We start from the raw sequence: 19,004 nt of genomic DNA, 5'->3' as shown, positions 1-19,004 counted from the left end.
AACGTCCAATCATCATGGGCTCACGCTTGAAATCTCCCGTTACGCCGTCACATAAGCACGCATGAGCAATCCACTTCTCGAGACCACAGACCTGCCGCTGTTCGACCGCATCCAGCCCGAACATGTGCAGCCAGCAATCAACCAGTTGATGGAGCAGGCCAGCCAGGCGCTGGAGACGGTGACCGCGGCGGACTTTCCCGCGCGCTGGGAATCGATTGCCGGCGTACTCGATGTCGCGACCGAGAAGTTTTCCAGTGCCTGGGGCGCGGTGAGCCATCTCAACAGCGTGGCCGACACGCCCGAGATGCGTGCCGCCTACAACGAGATGCTGCCCAAGGTCACCGAGTTCTGGACCCGCCTGGGTGCCGACGAACGGCTCTATGCCAAGTACAAGGCCATCGATCCGGCGACACTCAACCCCGAGCAGCGCCGCGCCTGGGACAACGCCATCCGCAACTTCGTGCTTTCGGGAGCGGAGCTGCAGGGCGAGGCCAAGGCACGCTTCGCGCAGATCCAGGAGCGCTCGGCCGAGCTGAGCCAGAAGTTCAGCGAGAACGCGCTCGATGCCACCGATGCGTTTGCCTACTACGCCACGCTGGACGAACTCGATGGCGTGCCCGCCGATGTGCAGCAGGCGGCACGCGCGGCCGCCGAAGCCGAAGGCCGCGATGGCTACAAGCTCACGCTGAAGATGCCCTGCTACCTGCCGGTCATGCAGTTCGCGCGCCGCAGCCAGCTGCGCGAGACGCTCTACAAGGCCTATGTCACGCGTGCTTCCGACCAGGCGCTGGGCGAGGCGCTCAAGTTCGACAACAGCGCCAACATCCGCGAAATCCTCGCGCTGCGCCAGGAAGAATCCGAGCTGCTGGGCTACGCCAACTTCGGCGAGCTGTCGCTGGTCACGAAGATGGCCAAGTCGCCGGCTGAAGTCATCGCCTTCCTGCGCGACCTCGCGCGCCGCGCCCGCCCCTACGCCGAAAAGGACGTCGCCGACCTGCGCGCGTTCGCGAAGGAGGAGTTGGGCCTGGCCGATCCCCAGCCCTGGGACTGGAGCTATGTGGCCGAGAAGCTCAAGGAAGCGCGCTATGCCTTCAGCGAGCAGGAGGTCAAGCAGTACTTCCCCGCACCCAAGGTGCTGGCCGGACTGTTCAAGATCGTCGAAGACCTGTTCGAGGTCAGCATCCGCCGCGATGTCGCAGCGGTGTGGAACCCCGCCGTCGAGTTCTACCGCATCGAACGTGCCACCGCCAGCGGCCCGCAGCTGGTCGGCCAGTTCTATCTGGACCAACCGGCGCGCAAGGGCAAGCGCGGCGGCGCCTGGATGGACGACGTGCGCGCGCGCTGGCTGCGCCCCGACAACGCCAGGCTGCAGACTCCGGTCGCGCACCTGGTCTGCAACTTCGCCGACGGCGTGGACGGCAAGCCCGCGCTGCTCACGCACGATGACGTGATCACGCTGTTCCATGAAACCGGCCATGGCCTGCACCACCTGCTGACCCAGGTCAACGAGCGCGACGTCTCGGGCATTTCCGGCGTGGAATGGGATGCCGTCGAACTGCCGAGCCAGTTCATGGAGAATTTCTGCTGGGAGTGGAATGTGCTCGAGCACATGACGGCCCATGTCGATACCGGCGAGCCGCTGCCGCGCGCGCTCTACGACAAGATGATCGCCGCCAAGAACTTCCAGAGCGGCATGGCGACGCTGCGCCAGATCGAGTTCTCGCTGTTCGACATGCTGCTGCACACCTCGGCCCCGCCAGAGGACATCATGCCGCTGCTGTCCCAGGTCCGTGCCGAAGTCGCGGTGCTGCCCGCCCCGGTCTACAGCCGCACGGCCCACACCTTCAGCCATATCTTCGCGGGCGGCTACGCCGCGGGCTATTACAGCTACAAGTGGGCCGAAGTGCTGAGCGCCGACGCCTATGCGGCCTTCGAGGAGACCGCACGGCCCGACGGCAGCAACGCGCCCGAAACCGGCCGCCGTTACCGCGCCGCCATCCTCGAAGCCGGCGGCAGCCGCTCGGCCATGGACTCGTTCAAGGCCTTCCGCGGCCGCGAGCCGTCGCTCGACGCACTGCTGCGCCATCAGGGCATGGCCGATCCGGTCGCGGCCTGACCGGACGCTGCAGATGGCATTGGCCATCTGCCCGGTGGGCCACCGATGTCTTACCATGCTGTGCGATGCATCTCCTGTCCCGCTCCCACCGCCCCGCCCTGCTGCTGGCCGCCGCGCTCATTCTGGCGCCAGGCCTGGCACATGAGGCCGCGGCGCAACTCATCTACCGCAGTGTCGGCCCGGACGGGCGTGTGACGTTTTCCGACCGGGAGCTGAACACCGCACGCCCTCCGGTGGTTGCCGGCGAGGCACGCACACCCACGGCGGCGGCCAACGACTCGCTGCCGTATGCGCTGCGCGAAGTCCAGGCCCGTTTTCCGGTGACGCTCTACACCGGCAACGACTGCAGCCCCTGCGCCAGCGCCCGCGCGCTGCTGATGCAGCGCGGTGTTCCATTCACCGAGTTCAGCGTGCGCAGCACCGCCGACGCACAGGCGCTGCAGGCGCTCAGCGGCCAGGACCGCCTGCCGTTCGCCACCATCGGCCAGCAGCATGTCACGGGGTTTGCCGCCGACGAATGGCGCCAGTACCTCGATGCGGCCGGCTATCCGCAGACCTCGGTCCTGCCCGCAAGCTACCGCCAGCCCGCGGCGCGCACGCTCGCACCCCAGGCGCCGCCAGTCGCGTCCGATCCGTCCCAGGCGGGCAATCCGGCCGCTGCGGCACGCGGGCGCACCTTCGAAGCGCCCGTGATACCTCCCAACCGCGTCACGCCCAGCAATCCTGCCGGCCTGACCTTCTAGTCCGGCGCTGCAGCGAGCTAGCGCTTTCTCTCGCGCGAGCGTGCCGCGCCGCGGCCGGATCGCGCCCGCGTTCCCGGGCAGCACATCACCGGCATGTCCTGCTGCCAAGGCCAGACAGCCACATTAAATAGCTATAGACTATTTTTATAGCAATACCTATAGTCTATATCTCTACTTCAGACGGAGAGCCATGCCCGGCGGAGCCGGGCTGCCGGTTCGAGTCCCATGTCCAGAATGTTTGCGCCATGCGCCTGACGGAAATTCCGGCTCGACTTCCCACAAACATAATGAAGAACAGTACTTCGTCAGATCTTCCCGCAGCCCATGAAAGCAATGCATTCAGGGCAAATCCTGTTCATGCAGGCAACCCAAGCGCCTGCGGCGGCGAGGAATACCCCCTGCGTTGGCAGGCCTACCTGCTGGCCCGCGAAGCCCAGGCACACGCGCAGGCCGCATACATCGATGCCGCACGCATCCATCAACACACGGGGGAGCAGTTGCAACAGCTCAGCGCAACTGCATTGCAATCGAACTCCCGCGTCATCGAACTGCTGATCGAATCCCGCAAACTGATCCCTCAGGTCATTGCGAACCGCATCCAGTACGACATTTCAGAGCGGGAACTTCACTATGTCCTGCAAACAAAGGCCATGCACCAGATTCTGGTGAAGATCATGGCGCAATGTCTGTTGGATGCACAGACGCAAAGGTATGACGCGATAAAGAACGCGGCAATCGCGTCGAATCCGGGAAATGTTCTTGGTCTCCAGCAGGAGGAGTGGATTTCGGAAGTGGTGGCTCAATCCGACGAGGACTTCCGCCTGGGTTCTGCAGTCGACATGTTCCACGTCATGTCCAGGGTATTGGAAGAACTCACGCAGGCATATTATTTCGATGACGCAACGCAAACACAGCTGCCCCCTCTCAACCCAGTCATCCTCGAAGCATTGTTTGCATCACGCACCGCCATGCATGACACCTTCGAATCCGAATTGTCACGTACCGAAGACGCACTGAATGCTCTGCTGGAGCAACAGAGGGAAACCGCATCCAGACAACTGGAAATCGAACTGCAGCATGTCCATGCGAGCGAGCGCCATAGCCAGGCGGCACACAAGCTGGAAACCAGCCTCGCTGCCAAAAGACAGGCAGATCTGGCGTTCGAGGCAAGCGCGGCGCAGTGGCTTGAAAATCCGGATGCGTTGCCCGACGCATCAGCCGCTGCCCGCCAAAATGCAGACGGTGATCATCCGATGCCGTCGAGCGCCTTGCCTGCAGATGCGGCCGCCACCTGGCAACCGCCCGGCTCGGCCACCGCAAGCGTCGGCACCGTAGGTTCGAGCCTGTCGGATGACGATCACATGCTGGACGAAGTGTGGAGTTTCACTTGGACGGAAATGCTCGAGCTGTCGAGCGACACCGAAGAAGACAGCAATGCGGCAGCCGCAGCGATGGCTGCACCCGGAAACTTCACTACCAGCCAGCCGTCAGTGACCGAGGCCGCGCCGGCCCTTCCCCCTGAGCCGCAGCATTCGATGCTGATGTCGCCCATGGACCTGGCCATTTCGGCCGGAGCCCTGATCGCGGCCTACCTCATAGCCAGCCAGGACAGGAGCGGTTTTCACGAGCTGTAACGGCGGCAAAGCCGCGGGCTGCACTCCCCCCGCACAGCCCGACGAGCCTGGAGTATTCCGCTGTGGCAGCCACCCGATCTGATTTCACGGGTTGCTGCGCGCCAGCAGGCATCGGCTTCAGTACGCCAGCGTGCGCACGCCCTGCGCCGTGCCCAGCAGGCAGACCGAGGCCTTCTGGTGCGCGAAGACACCCACCGTGACCACGCCGGGCCACTGGTTCACTTCGGATTCGAATGCCAGCGGATCGGCGATGGACAGGCCGCGCACATCGAGGATATGCTGGCCGTTGTCCGTCACCAGCGGCTGGCCGTCTTTCAGGCGCAGCGTGGCGCTCGCGCCGCGGGCCTCGAATCGGCGCGCGATCTGCTGCGCGGCCATGGGAATGACTTCGACCGGCAACGGGAATGCGCCCAGCGCGGCGACCAGCTTGGATTCGTCGGCGATGCAGACGAAGCGCTGCGCCAGCGCCGCCACGATCTTCTCGCGCGTGAGCGCCGCGCCGCCGCCCTTGACCATGTAGCCGTTGCCGTCGATCTCGTCGGCGCCATCGATGTAGACGGCCAGCGACTCGACTTCATTCGCGTCGAACACCGCGATACCCAGCGCCTTCAGGCGCTCGGTGCTGGCCACCGAACTCGAGACCGCGCCGCGGATCTGGTCCTTCATCGTGGCCAGTGCGTCGATGAACTTGTTGACCGTGGATCCCGTGCCCACGCCGACGATCTCGCCCGCCTGCACGTATTGGAGGGCGGCTTGGCCGACCAGGGTTTTTAGTTCATCTTGGGAAAGGGCTGCGGCAGGTGTCGTCATGGGCGAGAATTCGAGGTAATCACGGAAGTAATCAGCGAATTATCCAATGTCTCTTATTCCCTACGCTCTGGCCCGACCCTTTCTGTTCCGTCTCGACGCCGAGGCCGCGCATGACCTGACCATGAATCTTCTGGCGCGCGGCCAGGGCACGCCGCTGCAGTGGGCGTGGTCGCAGCCCATGGTGTCGGACCCCATCGAGTTGGCCGGCCTGCGTTTTCCCAACCGCGTGGGAATGGCTGCGGGCCTCGACAAGAACGCGCGCTGCATCGACGCGCTCAGCGCCATGGGTTTCGGCTTCGTCGAAGTCGGCACCGTCACGCCCAAGCCCCAGCCCGGCAATCCGCAGCCGCGCATGTTCCGCATTCCGCAGGCGCGCGCCCTGGTCAACCGCCTGGGCTTCAACAACCAGGGGCTTGAGGCCTTCATTGCCAACGTGCGCCAGTCGAAGTGCCGCGCGGGCGGCAATCCGATGCTGCTGGGCCTGAACATCGGCAAGAACGCGGCCACGCCCATCGAGGATGCGACCAGCGACTACCTGATCGCGCTCGACGGCGTGTACCCGCATGCCGACTATGTGACGGTGAACATCAGCTCGCCCAACACCAAGAACCTGCGCGCGCTGCAGACCGACGATGCGCTAGACGCGCTGCTGGGCGCGATTGCCGAGCGCCGCGAACAGCTGGCCGCGCAGCAGGGGCGGCGCGTGCCGGTGTTCGTCAAGATCGCGCCCGATCTGGAGCCGGAGCAGGTCACGGTGATCGCCGCGATCCTGCAGCGCCACGGCATGGATGGCGTCATCGCCACCAACACCACCATCCGCCGCGATGCCGTGCAGGGCCTGCCGCACGCCGAGGAAGCCGGCGGGCTCTCGGGCGCGCCGGTGCGCGAGGCCAGCAACGAGGTGGTGCGCCAGCTGCGCGCGGCGCTCGGCCCGCGCTTTCCGATCATTGGCGTGGGCGGCATCATGAGCGCCGAGGATGCGGTGGAGAAGATCCGTGCGGGCGCGGATGTCGTGCAGATCTACAGCGGCCTGATCTACGCCGGGCCGGCGCTGGTGCAAAGCGCTGCGAAGGCCATTCGCGCGCTGCGCTGAACGCCGGCCCATGCAAAAAGCCGCGGCTGGCAACAGCACGCGGCTTTCTGGGCTCCTACCCGCGGGCTATCAGCGGCGGAACTTGGCGATCATCGGCAATGCCACGCCCGCCCAGCGGATCACGCGGCGCGGGCCGAGCATCAAGGCCACACCCGCGGCCACGGCCACGGCCATGGGGTGCAGGCGGGCAAACGCGATGGCGCGGTCTGCAAACGGTCCCGTGACGGGCATGGTCTGGGCGTGGCTGCTGCGCAGTGCCAGCGCCTGGGCGCGGGCATTGCGGCGGGCCATGATGCGTTCGCGCTGTGCGGCAATCCGTTCGAGCACGACGCGCTCTTCGTCGGATACCGGCACATCCACCAGATCCGCGACCTGTGCCGCGGCGGCCTTGGCAGAAGGAGTGGCCATGGGGGAAGTGTTCACAGTCGCTCCTTCAATGCACGCCAGTCTTGTGCCAGCTCATTGCGCGTCAAGGCAAATGGATTGCCGACCTTGCGCAGCGTGACGATCAACCCGATCAGCAGGCCGGCCCAGATCACCAGCCAGGTGCCAGCCACGCTCCAGGCCACCGTAAGCCGCTGGGGCGTATCCCAGAAATGCACCATCAGCGCAATCGACAGCACCGTGAGCGTGACGACGGTCAGAACCGCCAGCGACAAACCCAGGACCACCAAGGTGGTCAGGCGCCGCTTCTGGTCCTGCCATTCGAGGCGCGCAAGCTCGAGGCGGTCCTCCGCGGCAATGGCGCCTTCGATGACATTGGCGCGCCAACGCGCGATGAACGCATCGACGCCCAATAGTGACAACCAGTTCACATCCATATCCGTGCAACAGCGGTTGCCGGATCAACGACGCGACAGCAGGAAACCGAGCACCGCGCCTGCGGCCAGCGCGGCGCCGGCGACGCGCCACGGTTCGTCATGCGCGTACTGATCGGCGGCCTTGGCCGCATCCTTGGCCTGGCGTGCGGCTTCGCGCGCGGCGCTCAATGCCGACTCGCGTGCGGTGTCGATGCCTTCATCGAGCTTCTTGCGCAGCACCTGGATTTCGGGCACGGCATCCAGCGTCTTGCTGTCCAGCAGGCCACGCAAATCGCTCACCAGCTTTTCCAGGTCGGAAGGAACATTGGCGATGGTTTCGGAGACGGATTTCGACATGAAGGCCTTTCGGATGGAAAAAGAAAACAGTGGCGACTTTCTCCGATGCAGTGATTGCGCTGGAAAAAGTCTTGCAAGCATCTTAGCCAAAGCCACCGCGCGCACCAAGAGAATCCGGGCCGCGCTGCTGTCAGACAGCTCCCACAATTTGCGCGACTTCCTCGCCCAGCGCGAGGCAGCTCGTCAAACCCGGGGATTCGATGCCGAACAGATTGACCAACCCCGGCACGCCGTGCAGCTTCGGCCCCTGGAGCATGAAGTCGGCAGCCGGCGCATCGGCTGCGCTGATCTTGGGCCGCATGCCCGCATAGCCCGGCGCCAGCGCGCCGTCGGCCAGCGCCGGCCAGTAGCTGCGCACGGCGGCGTAGAACGCGTCGCCGCGGCGCGGGTCCACCACCAGCGCATCGGGGTCGTCGACCCATTCCACATCCGGGCCGAACTTGGCCTGGCCGCCCAGGTCCAGCGTCAGGTGCACGCCCAGGCCGGCGGACTCGGGCACGGGATAGATCAGGCGCGAGAACGGGCTGCGGCCCGCGAGCGTGAAGTAGCTGCCCTTGCAGTAATGGGCGGTGGGCACCAGCGCCGAGGGCAAGCCTTTGAACGTCCGCGCGAGATCCGGCGCGTGCAGGCCGGCCGAATTCACCACGGTCCGCGCCAGCAATTCCATGCCGTCGGCGGTATGCAGCACGATGCCTTCGGGGGTGATCTCCGCGCCTTGCACGCGCGCATACAAGGCGACCATTCCGCCGGCATTCTCCAGATCGCCCTGCAGCGACAGCATCAGCGCATGGCTGTCGATGATGCCGGTGCTTGGCGAATGCAGCGCGGCCACGCATTGCAGCGCCGGCTCGAGCGCACCGGCCTGGGCCGCATCGAGCAGCACCAGGTCATCGACGCCATTTGCCAGCGCCTTGAGGCGAATGCTTTCGAGCGTCGCGCGCTGCGCGTCGGTGGTGGCGACGATCAGCTTGCCGCAACGCTCGAACGGCACGCCGCGCTCCGCGCAGTAGGCGTAGAGCAACTGCTTGCCGCGCACGCAGAGCCTGGCCTTGAGCGAGCCCTCAGGGTAGTAGATGCCGGCATGGATGACTTCGCTGTTGCGCGAACTGGTGCCCGTGCCTATGGCCTCGGCCGCCTCGAGCACCAGCACCTCGCGGCCCTGCAAGGCCAGCGCACGCGCCACCGCCAGGCCCACGACTCCCGCGCCGATCACGACGCAATCCACACTTTCTCGCATTGCCACCCCTGCTTGGAAAATGAGGATTTTGCCGGTGAAATGGCGCCCGTGCGCTACACCCGTGCGCTACACCCGTGCGCTACACCCGTGCGCTACACCCGTGCCCTCAGTCCAGCGATACGCCGGTCACCGCCACGACCTCCTTCCAGCGCTTGAGCTCCTTTTGCAGATAGGCGCCGTACTGCTCGGGGCTCGATCCCAGCGCCTCGGTGCCCTGCTGCGCCAGCTTGGCCAGCACTTCGGGATTCTTCAGGGCCCGGTTCACGGCGGTGTTGAGCCGAGCGATCACGTCGGCCGGCGTGCCCGCGGGCACCATGATGCCCTGCCAGGCGCCGGCCTCGAAGCCGCGCAGGCCGGACTCGGCCAGCGTCGGCACCTCGGGAAACAGCGACATGCGCTCGGCGGTGGTGACCGCCAGCAGGTTCATGTGCTTGCTCTTGATGAAGGGAATGACGGAGTTGATGGTGTCGGTGAGAAAGTCGATCTGGCCGCCGGCGAGCGCCAGATCGGCGGGCGCGCTGCCCTTGTAGGGAATGTGCGAGGCTTCGAGCCGCGCCGCGTGCAGCATCTGGAACGCCGCGAGGTGGGTCACGTTGCCATTGCCAGCCGAGCCGTAGGAAGCCTTGCCGCCCTGCGCCTTAAGCCAGGCCATGAACTCCGGCACGCTCTTCGCCGGCAGGTCCTGGCGCGTGACCAGCGCCAGGGGCACCACCGCGGTGAGCGCCACCGGCGCCAGTTCCTTGTTCACGTCATAGCTGAGCTTCTTGTAGAGCGCCGGGCTCAGCGCAATCGAAGACGTGTTGTAGAGCACGGTGTAGCCGTCGGGCGCGGCCTTGGCCACGGCGGCATTGCCGATGTTGCCATTGGCGCCGGGCCTGTTGTCGACGACGATGCTCTGCCCCAGCTGCTGCGCGATGTTCTGCGCCAGCAGCCGTGCCACGATGTCGGTGGGTCCGCCCGGCGGAAACGGCACGACCATGGTGATGGGCTTGGCAGGCCAGGCCTGGGCCCATGCCGCGGGCAGCACGCCGGTGCCCGCCACTGCGGCAACGCCCAGCGCCTGCCATATCCGAAGGGTGTTCCTTTGCTTGGTCATCGCTTGTCTCCTTTTTGGTTTTTTCAGTTCCGGCCCCGAGGCTCAGCGCGGATCGCGCCCGGCGAGCAGGCGCTTGGCCAGATAGCTCATGACGAGCTGCTGCTTCTGGTTCCAGACGTCGATGCGCGAGCTCACCACCGCGCGGCCGCTGCGCGAGGTGGGGCGGATTGCGGTGACCTCGATCACGGCGTGCACCGTGTCGCCCACGACCACCGGCGCGAAGATCTTCTGCTGCAGCTCCAGCATGGCCAGCCCCGTGCCCTGGATCATGGTCTGCAGGATCAGGCCTTCGATCAGGCTGTAGGTCAGAGCACCGGGAACGGGCCGGCCCGCCATGGCCGCGCCTTCGTAGCCGTCCTCGATGAAGATGGCTTCGAGCATGCCCGTGACGCCAATGAAATTGACCAGGTCGGTCTCTGTCACGGTGCGGCGGAAGGTGCGAAAGCACTGCCCCACCTGCAGGTCCTGCCAGACGTAGCCCTGGCCCAGGCGCGGCATGTCCAGGGCCGCGGGCCGCGCGTCTTCCGCGGCCAGCGTGGAGGTGGGGGTCAAGTCGGGAGCATTCATTGCGCTTTCTCGTTCATGGTGGAGGAGGCGTGGCAGCCGTTGCCGGCGGCCAGCAGTGGCTCGATCTGGGCATCGGCCAGCCCGGCCGCGCGCAGACAGGCACGCGTGTGCTCACCCAGGCGCGGCGGCATCCGTACCGGCAGGCGCTGGCCGTCAAAACGCACGGGATTCGCGGGAAAGGTCAGCGCGCCCATCGCGGGGTCGTCGAGGCGCTGGAAAAAGCCCGTGGCCTGCAGATGCGGGTCGGCAGGCAAGTCGGCGAGCCGCGTGATCGGCGCCGCAGGAATCTCCAGGCGTTCGCAGGTCTCCAGCCAATGGGCCGAACTGCGCCCGCGGATCACCTCTGCCGCGATGTCGAGCAGCGCCTCGATATGCGCGGTGCGCTGCGCGATGCTCGCAAAGCGCGGGTCCCGCGCGAGTTCAGGACGGCCGGCCTCGGCGAAGAAGCGCAGCCACTGCGCGTCGGTGTAGGGCATCATGGCCACATAGCCGTCCGAAGTCGCATAGGGCCGGCGCGAAGCCGCCATGGCGCGCGGATACCCGGCCTGGCCCAGCGCGGGCGTGAAGTGCTGGCCATACAGGTGCTCCACCAGATTGAAGCCGACCATGGCTTCGAACATGGGAATTTCGACAAAGCCGCCCTGCCCGGTGCGTTCGCGGCGCATCAGTGCCGCCAGGATCGCATGCGCGGCAACATGGCCGCAGGTCTTGTCGGCCGCGACCATGGGCAGGTAGCGCGCCTGGCCGCCCTGCTGCTGCATCAGGTCGGCAATGCCGCTCATGCCCTGGATCACATCGTCGTACGCGGGTTTGCCGGCATAGGGCCCGCCCTGCGCGAAGCCATGCAATCCCGCATACACCAGCCGCGGCAGCCGCGCCAGCAGGGTCTGCGGGTCGATGCCCAGCCGCGCGAGCTTCTGCGGCCGCATGCTGTGCATGAAGACATCGGCCCCCGCCACCAACTTTTGCAGCGCGGCCTGCGCCGCGGCCTGCCGCAGGTCGAGCACGACGCTTTGCTTGTTGCGGTTGCTGCCCAGGAACATGGCCGCCATGCCTTCCTCGCGCGCCGGCCCGGTGCGGCGCGTCGAGTCGCCCTCGGGCGGCTCGATCTTGATCACGGTGGCGCCATAGTCGCCCAGGATCTGGCTGGCCAGCGGCCCGAACACCACGCTGGTCAGATCGACCACGGTCAGGCCTTCAAGCGGCAGCATGCGTGTCCCCCGTTGCTGCATCGGTGATGCGCCGCACCAGGTCCAGCGTCATCCCCTGGTGCTGTAGCAGGGCTTCGCCCGCCACGCGCTGCCAGTAGGCTTCGCTGCCCGCGGTCTGGCGCCACGCATGCAGGCGCCGCGTGAACAGCTGCAGGTCATATTCCGCGGTGAAGCCGATCGCACCGTGGATCGCATGCGCGGTTTCGGCCGCCGCCAGCGCGGCCTCGCTGCAGCGTGCCTTGGCCGTGGCCACACGCAGGCGATCCGCTTGCAAACCCTCGCAGGTACAACCCAGTTGCGCGGCCATGCGCGCCGCAAACACCTGCTCGCTCATCACCGCCAACTGGTGCTGGATGGCCTGGAACTTGCCGATGGGCCGGCCGAACTGCTGGCGCTCGTTGGCATACTGCAGCGTGCGCTGGAACACGCTGCCCATCGCCCCCGCCATCTGTGCGGCCACGATCGCGGCTTGCAGGGTACGCATCTCCACGCCGGCGGGCAGCGCCACCGAAGGCGCGGCCTGGACTTCGTCACGGCTCCACGCCAGCGCCGCATCTTCCTGGCGGGCCTGCGCCGCCTGCTGCGCGCCGGCCACGGGCAGCAGCCTGCAGGCACTACCCGCCTGCACCAGCACCGCATCGGCCATGCGGGCGTTGCGCACCATCGCGCTATGCAGCGTGCCATCCGCGCGCAACTGGCCGCTGGCCAGCGCCACCGGCCCCGGCGGCCGTGGCGCGCCGGACTGCGCCAGCAGCGCCCGCGCCACCATCGTTTCGGCCAGCGGCAGCGGCAGCGCATGCGCGCCGCACTGCTCGAGCACGCCGAATACCTGCGCCAGGCCCAGCCCGGCACCGCCGGCGGCTTCATCCAGCAAGGCATCGGCCAGGCCGGTGGCCTCGAGCTGCGCCCACAGCGCGCCGGCTTCGGGCGCCGGCCGGCCGCCGGCTTCGATGGCGCGCACCACCTGGGGCGTGCACTGCCCGGCGAGCACTGCACGCGCGGCGTCGGCAAACATGTCGAGTTCGTTCATGGCTTTTCCTTTCAGCGCAGGCCCAGGCCGCGCGCAATCATTCCGCGCAGGATGTCGCGCGTGCCGCCGCGCAGCGAAAACGAGGGCGCGGCCTCGGTCACGTACTTGAGCGTCATCAGCAGCTCCACGGGGATGTCCTCGCTGTCGCCCGCGAACAGCGCATCGGCAATGGCCGCGGGAATCATCTGCTCGAGCGTCGTGCCCAGCTCCTTGACCAGCGCCGCTTCGACGATCGGGCTCGCACCCTGGGTGAGCTTTTCCTGCACGGCCACGGACATCGCGCGCAGCGGCGCGAGCTGCGTCAGCACCTTGCCGGCCAGCAGCACGGCGGCGTCGCTGCGTCCCGCGGGCGTGCGCACGTAGTCGAGCCACTGGTCGAACAGCACGATGCTGGAGAACAGCCGCTCGGGGCCGCTGCGCTCATAGGCCAGCTCCGCCGTGACCTGCTCCCAGCCCTGGCCTTCGGCGCCGATCAGCGCGTCCGGCGCCAGCTGCACGTTGTCGAAGAACACCTCGCAGAAATGCCGGTCGCCCGAAAGGTCCTCGATGGGCCGTACGGTGACGCCGGGCAGCGACAGGTCGACGATGACCTGCGACAGCCCCTTGTGCCGGTCGGCAGGGCCGCCCGAGGTGCGCACCAGCGCAATCATGTACTGGCAGTGGTGTGCGTTGGTGGTCCAGATCTTCTGGCCGTTGAGCAGGAAACCGCGCTCGTTGGGCACGGCGCGCGTGGCGACGCTGGCCAGGTCCGAGCCGGCATTGGGCTCGCTCATGCCGATGCAGAAGAACGCTTCGCCGCGGCACACGCGCGGGATATAGAACTGCTTTTGCGCCTCGCTGCCGTACTTGAGGATCAGCGGCGCGCTCTGGCGGTCGGCAATCCAGTGCGAGCCCACGGGCGCGCCGAAGTTCAGCAGTTCCTCCACCAGCACGTAGCGCGCAAACGCGCTGCGGCCGCCGCCGCCATACTCCGGCGGCAGCGTCATGCCGATCCAGCCGCGCGCGCCGAGCTGGCGGCTGAACTCCGTGCTGTACCCGCCCCAGGAGCGTGCACGGATATGCGCAGGCATGTCCCTGGTGGCCTGCGCCAGGAAGGCGCGGATGTCGGCGCGCAGGGCTTCGTCCTGCGCGGGAATGCACGTCAGTGCAAGCGAATCGAGGGTACTCATCCCAGCACTCCATTGTCTCGGTAGGTCTGCAATTGCTCGGGGCTCAGGTCCAGCAGGCGCGTCAGCACCGCGTCGGTGTGCTGGCCCAGCTGGGGCGGCGCGTGGCGGTAGCGCACGGGGGTGTCGGACAACCGTATCGGGCTGGCCACCAGCGGCACCTCGCCGGCCACGGGGTGCGGCATGCTGAACTGCATGCCGCGCGCCTGGACTTGCGGGTCGGCGAACACATCGGCCACGGTATTGATCGGGCCGCAGGGCACGGCATGCTGCTCCAGCAGCGCGATCCAGTCGCGCGTGCTGCGCGTCACCGTGAGTGCGCGGATGCGCTCCACGAGCTCGGCGCGGTGCTGCAGGCGCCCGGCGTTGCGCTGGAAGCGCGCGTCGGCGCCCCAGTCCGGCTGCTGCACGGCCGCGCAAAAGCGCGCGAACTGGCCGTCGTTGCCGATCGCCAGGATCATGTGGCCGTCCAGCGTGGGAAAGTCCTGGTAGGGCACGGTATTGGGATGGGCGTTGCCCATGCGCTGCGGCGTCGCGTGGCCGTACAGGTAATTCATGCCCTGATTGGCCAGGCAGGCCACGCCCACGTCGAGCAGCGCCAGGTCGATGTGCTGGCCGCGCCCGGTGTGCTCGCGCGCCTGCAGGGCCGCCAGGATGGCGGTGCTGGCATAGAGCCCGGTGAGCACATCGGTCAGCGCCACGCCGACCTTCATCGGCCCGCCGCCCGGTGCGCCATCCGGCTGGCCGGTAATGCTCATCAGCCCGCCCATGCCCTGGATCAGAAAGTCGTATCCCGCACGCTGCGCATACGGGCCGTCCTGGCCGAAACCCGTGACGGAGCAGTACACCAGGCGCGGGTTCACGGCGCTCAGGCTCGCGTAATCGAGCCCGTACCGGGCCAGTCCGCCGGTCTTGAAGTTCTCGATCACGACATCGCACTGCTGCGCCAGCGCACGCACCAGCGCCTGCCCCTGCGGCTGCGTGAAATCCACCGTGACCGACTGCTTGTTGCGGTTGGTGCACATGTAATAGGCCGACTCGCCCGTGGGTTCGCCATCGGGCCCGGTGACATGGGGCGGGCCCCAGGCACGCGTGTCGTCTCCCGTGCCCGGCCGCTCGACCTTGATCACCTCGGCCCCCAGATCGCCCAGCGTCTGCGCCGCCCAGGGGCCGGCAAGCACGCGCGACAGGTCCAGCACCTTGATGTGCTGCAGCGCTTGCACCGGCGTGGCGCTGGCGGCGCTCATTGCAGTGGCACCTTGGCTTGCACCACGATGCGCTTCCACAGCGCGATCTCGTTCTTCTGGAACTCATGCATCTGCGCGGGGCCGCCGGTCATGGGCGTGGCGCCCAGGCGCGCATAGAACTGCTGCGTCTCCTCGAGCCTGGAGATCGCGGTGAAATGCTCGGCAAGCTTCGCGGTTTCCGCCGCCGGCGTCTTGGCGCTGACCATCGCGCCCACCCAGGTGTAGGCCTCGAAGCCCGGCAGCCCCGCCTCGCTGGCCGTGGGCACTTCGGGCGAGGTGGCGACGCGCTTGTCCGATGCCACGGCAAGCACCTTGACGCGCCCGCCCTTGGCCAGTTCCTGCACCGCGGTGACCTCGGCAAACGCGTAGTCGACGGTGCCCGAAGCCAGCGCCGTCATGGCCTCGCCCGCGCCCTTGAACGGCACATGCACCGTGGCCAGCCGCGCCGAATCGTTGAACAGCTCGCCCATCAGCTGGTAGCCGGCCGAGCCCGCGCCGAAGTTCACCTTGCCGGGGTTGGCGGCCGCATAGGCCATCAATCCCTTGAGGTCGGCATACGGGGCCTGCGGCTTGATGGCCAGCATGGCGGGCGAGCGCATCATCATCGTGAGCGGCGCGAAGTCCTTGAGCGGATCGTAGGGCAGTTCGCGGAACAGTGCGGCATTGACCGCGAGCGTGGAGTTGCTGCCGATGAAGACCGTGTGGCCCTCGGCGGGCGCCGCGAGCACCTGCTTGACGGCAAGGAAACCGTTGGCGCCGGGCTTGTTCTCCACGATCACCGCCTGGCCCGTGCGTTCCTGCAGCTTGCGCGCGAAGTAGCGCGCCGAGGTGTCAGTACCGCTGCCCGGGCCGAACGGCACCACGAACCTGATGGGCCGGCCCGAAGGTTCCTGGGCCATGGCTGGCAGCGCTGCCAGGCCCGTTGCTGCCATCAGGCCCGCGGCCAGCCAGGGTCCCATGCTTCTTCTGTGCATCATTGGTTTGTCTCCTTCATGCGCCTCTCAGGGCTTGTTCGGAGACGCCAATTTAGAAGGCGCGGCTACAGTCGGTCAAATATCAAAAAAAGTGCTTCCGATACCAAAAGAATATCGCCATGAACCTGCGCCAGCTCCAGCAATTCATCACCCTGATCGAGACGCCCAACTTCCATCGCGCCGCTGAAATCCTGCACATGGCGCAGCCGCCGCTGTCCGTGTCGATACGGCGCCTGGAGGACGAACTCGGCGGCAAGCTCTTCACACGCACTCCGGGCGGCGTGGTGCCGACGCCGCTGGCGCACACGCTGCTGCCCGATGCGCGCGCGGCGCTGTTCCATGCGCAACAATGCAAGGTCAAAGCCCAGGAAGCGCTGATAGGGCTGGGAGGACTGCTGCGCATCGGCTTCATCGGCACGGCCACTTACCAGTTGCTGCCGCGCTTGATTCCCGAGCTGCGCAGCCAGTTCCCGAAGGTGGAGATGGAACTGGTGGAGATGACCTCGCTGGAAATCCTCGAAGGCCTGCGCGCGCGCCAGCTGGAGCTGGGTTTCCTGCGCTTTCCCGTGCTCGACAGCCTGGGCCTGACGATGACGCCGCTCGAGCGCGACGACTTCGTGCTGGCAGTGCCGGCGCACAGCGCGCTGGCCCGGGCGCCGGGCCAGCGCCTGGCGCTGTCGGACGCCGCGGGGGAGAACTTCATTCTCTATCCCCAGCAGCGGGTGCCCAGCTTGCGCGCGATGGCCGACCTGCGCTGCCAGATGTCGGGTTTCACGCCGCATGTGGCCCAGGAAGCCATGCAGGTGCATACCATCCTGAGCCTGGTGGCGTCGGGCATAGGGGTGGCGCTGGTGGCCGGTGTGGCGCGCCAGCATGCGATGCCCGGCGTGGTCTGCCTGGAACTGAGCGATACGCCGGAGCAGTTTTGCGTCGGCCTGGCCGTGGCCGTGGCATCGCAGCAGCGCCTGAATCTGGCGGACCGCGTGCTGGACCATGTGCTGCGCCACCACCAGACGCCCGAGATGGCGGCGCGCTGCCGGCAGGCGTGAACAGCGGCGCGCGCCGGCGCTTTCCTATAAGGCGCGGGCCAGCTCCGGCACGGCCGTGAACAGGTCGGCTTCGAGGCCGTAGTCGGCGACGCTGAAGATCGGCGCTTCGGCGTCCTTGTTGATCGCCACGATCACCTTGGAGTCCTTCATGCCGGCCAGATGCTGGATCGCGCCCGAGATGCCCACGGCAACGTACAGCTGCGGCGCGACGATCTTGCCGGTCTGGCCGACCTGCAGGTCGTTGGCGGCGTAGCCCGCGTCCACGGCGGCGCGCGAGGCGCCAATCGCGGCGCCGAGCTTGTCGGCCAGCGGCGTGATCACTTCGTTGAACTTCTCGGCCGAGCCCAGCGCGCGGCCGCCCGACACGATGATCTTCGCGGCGGTGAGTTCGGGGCGGTCGCTGGCGGCGATCTCGCTGCCGACGAAGCGGCTCTTGCCGGCATCGGCGGCAGCCGCCACGCTTTCCACGCCGGCGCTGCCGCCCGTGGCCGCGGCCGCGTCGAAGCCCGTGGTGCGCACGGTGATCACCTTGGTCGCATCGCTGCTCTGCACGGTGGCAATCGCATTGCCGGCGTAGATCGGGCGCTCGAAGGTGTCGGGGCTCACGACCTTGGTGACGTCGCTGATCTGCGCGACATCGAGCGTGGCGGCCACGCGTGGCGCGACGTTCTTGCCCGAGGCGGTGGCGGGAAACAGGATGTGGCTGTAGTTGCCAGCGAGCGCCAGCACCTGCGCGGCGAGGTTCTCGGCCAGGCCGTTCTTGAGGGAGTCGCCTTCGGCGAGGATCACCTTGGAGACGCCGGCAATCTGGGACGCGGCTTGCGCCGCGGCGGCAGCGCCCTCACCGGCCACCAGCACATGCACCTCGCCACCGCAGGCGGCGGCCGTGACGGTGTTCAGGGTCGCGGGCTTGATGGAGGCGTTGTCGTGTTCTGCAATTACAAGGGAAGTCATGGAGTTTCTTTCGATGGGTGTTACACCCTTCGACGGGGTCGCCTAGACAGGCTCAGGCGGCCCGCCGAGGGGTGAACGGTGTATCAACCGTTCGTCCTGAGCTTGTCGAAGGATGAAAGGCCTGTCCGCCGGGAACGTCCCGACAAGCAGCCTCAAATCACCTTCGCTTCGTTCTTCAATTTGTCCACCAGCGCCGCCACATCGGCCACCTTCACGCCCGCGCCGCGCTTGGCGGGCTCGGACACCTTGAGGGTTTTCAGGCGCGGCGCCACGTCGACACCCAGCTCCTCGGGCGTCACGGTGTCAAGCCGCTTTTTCTTGGCCTTCATGATGTTGGGCAGCGTCACATAGCGCGGCTCGTTCAGGCGCAGATCGGTGGTGATCACGGCCGGCGTGTTCAGCGACAGGGTTTCCAGGCCGCCGTCGACTTCGCGCGTGACCTGCACGCTGTCGCCCGACAGTTCGACCTTCGACGCAAACGTCGCCTGCGGCAGATCGGCCAAGGCCGCGAGCATCTGGCCGGTCTGGTTGGCGTCGTCATCGATGGCCTGCTTGCCCAGGATGATCAGGCCGGGTTGCTCCTTGTCGACCAAAGCCTTGAGCAGCTTGGCCACGGCCAGCGGCTGCAGTTCGGCATCTGTCTGCACCAGGATCGCGCGGTCGGCGCCGATCGCCATCGCGGTGCGCAGGTTTTCCTGGCACTGGGCCACGCCGCAGGACACGGCGATGACTTCGGTAGCGGCGCCATTCTCTTTCAGGCGCACGGCTTCCTCGACGGCAATCTCGTCAAACGGGTTCATGCTCATCTTGACATTGGCGATATCGACGCCGCTGCCATCGGATTTGACGCGCACCTTGACGTTGTAGTCGACCACGCGCTTGACGGGAACCAGGACTTTCATAGGCCCTCCTTTCACTTG

Annotated in this window: 19 protein-coding genes; 5 read left to right on the top strand and 14 right to left on the bottom strand. The window is 67.0% G+C overall.

The window, feature by feature from the left end; genetic code table 11:
* Positions 1-61 precede the first annotated feature (61 nt).
* From HUK68_RS09110 to HUK68_RS09100, 3 genes are all read left to right on the top strand, one after another.
* Complete coding sequence (locus HUK68_RS09110; RefSeq protein WP_175503909.1) at positions 62-2,116, top strand: M3 family metallopeptidase; 2,055 nt, start codon at positions 62-64, stop codon at positions 2,114-2,116.
* A 65-nt stretch (positions 2,117-2,181) separates the two neighbouring features.
* Positions 2,182-2,859, top strand: a complete 678-nt coding sequence (locus tag HUK68_RS09105; protein WP_175503908.1) for a glutaredoxin family protein — start codon at positions 2,182-2,184, stop codon at positions 2,857-2,859.
* Positions 2,860-3,146: 287 nt separating this feature from the next.
* Complete coding sequence (locus HUK68_RS09100) at positions 3,147-4,493, top strand: hypothetical protein (protein WP_175503907.1); 1,347 nt, start codon at positions 3,147-3,149, stop codon at positions 4,491-4,493.
* A gap of 117 nt (positions 4,494-4,610) precedes the next feature.
* Here the strand turns inward: HUK68_RS09100 and rpiA are convergent, their stop codons facing one another.
* Entirely contained in the window at positions 4,611-5,303 is a 693-nt protein-coding gene (gene rpiA, locus HUK68_RS09095) for a ribose-5-phosphate isomerase RpiA (protein ID WP_175503906.1), read from the bottom strand.
* Between the two features lie 46 nt (positions 5,304-5,349).
* Here rpiA and HUK68_RS09090 point away from each other — a divergent pair, with 46 nt between their 5' ends.
* Positions 5,350-6,396: a quinone-dependent dihydroorotate dehydrogenase gene (locus tag HUK68_RS09090; protein WP_175503905.1), complete on the top strand. Its 1,047-nt coding sequence runs from the start codon at positions 5,350-5,352 to the stop codon at positions 6,394-6,396.
* A 69-nt stretch (positions 6,397-6,465) separates the two neighbouring features.
* Here HUK68_RS09090 and HUK68_RS09085 read toward each other — a convergent pair whose 3' ends face one another.
* From HUK68_RS09085 to HUK68_RS09035, 11 genes are all read right to left on the bottom strand, one after another.
* Positions 6,466-6,804 (bottom strand): hypothetical protein, encoded by a 339-nt coding sequence (locus HUK68_RS09085; RefSeq protein ID WP_175503904.1) that lies wholly within the window; start codon positions 6,802-6,804, stop codon positions 6,466-6,468.
* Positions 6,805-6,815: 11 nt separating this feature from the next.
* Positions 6,816-7,211, bottom strand: coding sequence for a phage holin family protein (locus HUK68_RS09080; protein ID WP_175503903.1), 396 nt, complete (start codon positions 7,209-7,211; stop codon positions 6,816-6,818).
* Positions 7,212-7,241: 30 nt separating this feature from the next.
* On the bottom strand, positions 7,242-7,553 hold the full coding sequence (locus HUK68_RS09075; RefSeq protein ID WP_175503902.1) for a DUF883 domain-containing protein: 312 nt from the start codon (positions 7,551-7,553) through the stop codon (positions 7,242-7,244).
* Positions 7,554-7,683: 130 nt separating this feature from the next.
* On the bottom strand, positions 7,684-8,790 hold the full coding sequence (locus HUK68_RS09070; protein ID WP_175503901.1) for an NAD(P)/FAD-dependent oxidoreductase: 1,107 nt from the start codon (positions 8,788-8,790) through the stop codon (positions 7,684-7,686).
* 106 nt (positions 8,791-8,896) lie between these two features.
* Positions 8,897-9,886: a tripartite tricarboxylate transporter substrate binding protein gene (locus HUK68_RS09065; protein ID WP_175503900.1), complete on the bottom strand. Its 990-nt coding sequence runs from the start codon at positions 9,884-9,886 to the stop codon at positions 8,897-8,899.
* Positions 9,887-9,928: 42 nt separating this feature from the next.
* Positions 9,929-10,384 (bottom strand): MaoC family dehydratase, encoded by a 456-nt coding sequence (locus tag HUK68_RS09060; RefSeq protein ID WP_175505789.1) that lies wholly within the window; start codon positions 10,382-10,384, stop codon positions 9,929-9,931.
* A gap of 65 nt (positions 10,385-10,449) precedes the next feature.
* Positions 10,450-11,664, bottom strand: a complete 1,215-nt coding sequence (locus HUK68_RS09055; RefSeq protein WP_175503899.1) for a CaiB/BaiF CoA transferase family protein — start codon at positions 11,662-11,664, stop codon at positions 10,450-10,452.
* Positions 11,651-12,694 (bottom strand): acyl-CoA dehydrogenase family protein, encoded by a 1,044-nt coding sequence (locus HUK68_RS09050; RefSeq protein ID WP_175503898.1) that lies wholly within the window; start codon positions 12,692-12,694, stop codon positions 11,651-11,653. The genes HUK68_RS09055 and HUK68_RS09050 overlap by 14 nt, the downstream gene beginning before the upstream one ends.
* 11 nt (positions 12,695-12,705) lie before the next feature.
* Positions 12,706-13,863 carry an acyl-CoA dehydrogenase family protein gene (locus tag HUK68_RS09045; RefSeq protein ID WP_175503897.1) on the bottom strand — a complete coding sequence of 386 codons (1,158 nt, stop codon included), beginning with the start codon at positions 13,861-13,863 and terminating at the stop codon, positions 12,706-12,708.
* On the bottom strand, positions 13,860-15,107 hold the full coding sequence (locus tag HUK68_RS09040; RefSeq protein WP_175503896.1) for a CaiB/BaiF CoA transferase family protein: 1,248 nt from the start codon (positions 15,105-15,107) through the stop codon (positions 13,860-13,862). Before HUK68_RS09040 ends, HUK68_RS09045 begins: the two co-directional genes overlap by 4 nt.
* Complete coding sequence (locus tag HUK68_RS09035; protein ID WP_434082464.1) at positions 15,104-16,084, bottom strand: Bug family tripartite tricarboxylate transporter substrate binding protein; 981 nt, start codon at positions 16,082-16,084, stop codon at positions 15,104-15,106. Before HUK68_RS09035 ends, HUK68_RS09040 begins: the two co-directional genes overlap by 4 nt.
* A 116-nt stretch (positions 16,085-16,200) precedes the next feature.
* On the opposite strand from HUK68_RS09035, the gene HUK68_RS09030 reads away from it, so the two are divergent.
* Positions 16,201-17,130 carry a LysR family transcriptional regulator gene (locus HUK68_RS09030; RefSeq protein WP_175503895.1) on the top strand — a complete coding sequence of 310 codons (930 nt, stop codon included), beginning with the start codon at positions 16,201-16,203 and terminating at the stop codon, positions 17,128-17,130.
* Positions 17,131-17,154: 24 nt separating this feature from the next.
* On the opposite strand, the gene HUK68_RS09025 is transcribed toward HUK68_RS09030, so the two are convergent.
* Complete coding sequence (locus HUK68_RS09025) at positions 17,155-18,084, bottom strand: electron transfer flavoprotein subunit alpha/FixB family protein (RefSeq protein WP_175503894.1); 930 nt, start codon at positions 18,082-18,084, stop codon at positions 17,155-17,157.
* A 152-nt stretch (positions 18,085-18,236) separates the two neighbouring features.
* A complete protein-coding gene (locus HUK68_RS09020) occupies positions 18,237-18,986 on the bottom strand; it encodes an electron transfer flavoprotein subunit beta/FixA family protein (RefSeq protein ID WP_175503893.1) in 750 nt (249 codons plus the stop codon).
* Positions 18,987-19,004: the final 18 nt, after the last annotated feature.

The sequence above is a fragment of the Comamonas antarctica genome (genome assembly GCF_013363755.1).
GTDB classification, from domain to species: domain Bacteria; phylum Pseudomonadota; class Gammaproteobacteria; order Burkholderiales; family Burkholderiaceae_C; genus Comamonas; species Comamonas antarctica.
The sequence above is the reverse complement of the archived record's forward strand: the minus strand, read 5'-3'. Positions and strand labels throughout refer to the sequence as shown.

Coding starts and splice junctions, on each gene's coding strand:
- HUK68_RS09110 (WP_175503909.1), top strand. CDS start 62: ATGAGCAATCCACTTCTCGAGACCACAGACCTGCCGCTGTTCGACCGC.
- HUK68_RS09105 (WP_175503908.1), top strand. CDS start 2,182: ATGCATCTCCTGTCCCGCTCCCACCGCCCCGCCCTGCTGCTGGCCGCC.
- HUK68_RS09100 (WP_175503907.1), top strand. CDS start 3,147: ATGAAGAACAGTACTTCGTCAGATCTTCCCGCAGCCCATGAAAGCAAT.
- rpiA (WP_175503906.1), bottom strand. CDS start 5,303: ATGACGACACCTGCCGCAGCCCTTTCCCAAGATGAACTAAAAACCCTG.
- HUK68_RS09090 (WP_175503905.1), top strand. CDS start 5,350: ATGTCTCTTATTCCCTACGCTCTGGCCCGACCCTTTCTGTTCCGTCTC.
- HUK68_RS09085 (WP_175503904.1), bottom strand. CDS start 6,804: ATGGCCACTCCTTCTGCCAAGGCCGCCGCGGCACAGGTCGCGGATCTG.
- HUK68_RS09075 (WP_175503902.1), bottom strand. CDS start 7,553: ATGTCGAAATCCGTCTCCGAAACCATCGCCAATGTTCCTTCCGACCTG.
- HUK68_RS09070 (WP_175503901.1), bottom strand. CDS start 8,790: ATGCGAGAAAGTGTGGATTGCGTCGTGATCGGCGCGGGAGTCGTGGGC.
- HUK68_RS09065 (WP_175503900.1), bottom strand. CDS start 9,886: ATGACCAAGCAAAGGAACACCCTTCGGATATGGCAGGCGCTGGGCGTT.
- HUK68_RS09060 (WP_175505789.1), bottom strand. CDS start 10,384: ATGCCGCGCCTGGGCCAGGGCTACGTCTGGCAGGACCTGCAGGTGGGG.
- HUK68_RS09055 (WP_175503899.1), bottom strand. CDS start 11,664: ATGCTGCCGCTTGAAGGCCTGACCGTGGTCGATCTGACCAGCGTGGTG.
- HUK68_RS09050 (WP_175503898.1), bottom strand. CDS start 12,694: ATGAACGAACTCGACATGTTTGCCGACGCCGCGCGTGCAGTGCTCGCC.
- HUK68_RS09045 (WP_175503897.1), bottom strand. CDS start 13,863: ATGAGTACCCTCGATTCGCTTGCACTGACGTGCATTCCCGCGCAGGAC.
- HUK68_RS09040 (WP_175503896.1), bottom strand. CDS start 15,107: ATGAGCGCCGCCAGCGCCACGCCGGTGCAAGCGCTGCAGCACATCAAG.
- HUK68_RS09035 (WP_434082464.1), bottom strand. CDS start 16,084: ATGATGCACAGAAGAAGCATGGGACCCTGGCTGGCCGCGGGCCTGATG.
- HUK68_RS09030 (WP_175503895.1), top strand. CDS start 16,201: ATGAACCTGCGCCAGCTCCAGCAATTCATCACCCTGATCGAGACGCCC.
- HUK68_RS09025 (WP_175503894.1), bottom strand. CDS start 18,084: ATGACTTCCCTTGTAATTGCAGAACACGACAACGCCTCCATCAAGCCC.
- HUK68_RS09020 (WP_175503893.1), bottom strand. CDS start 18,986: ATGAAAGTCCTGGTTCCCGTCAAGCGCGTGGTCGACTACAACGTCAAG.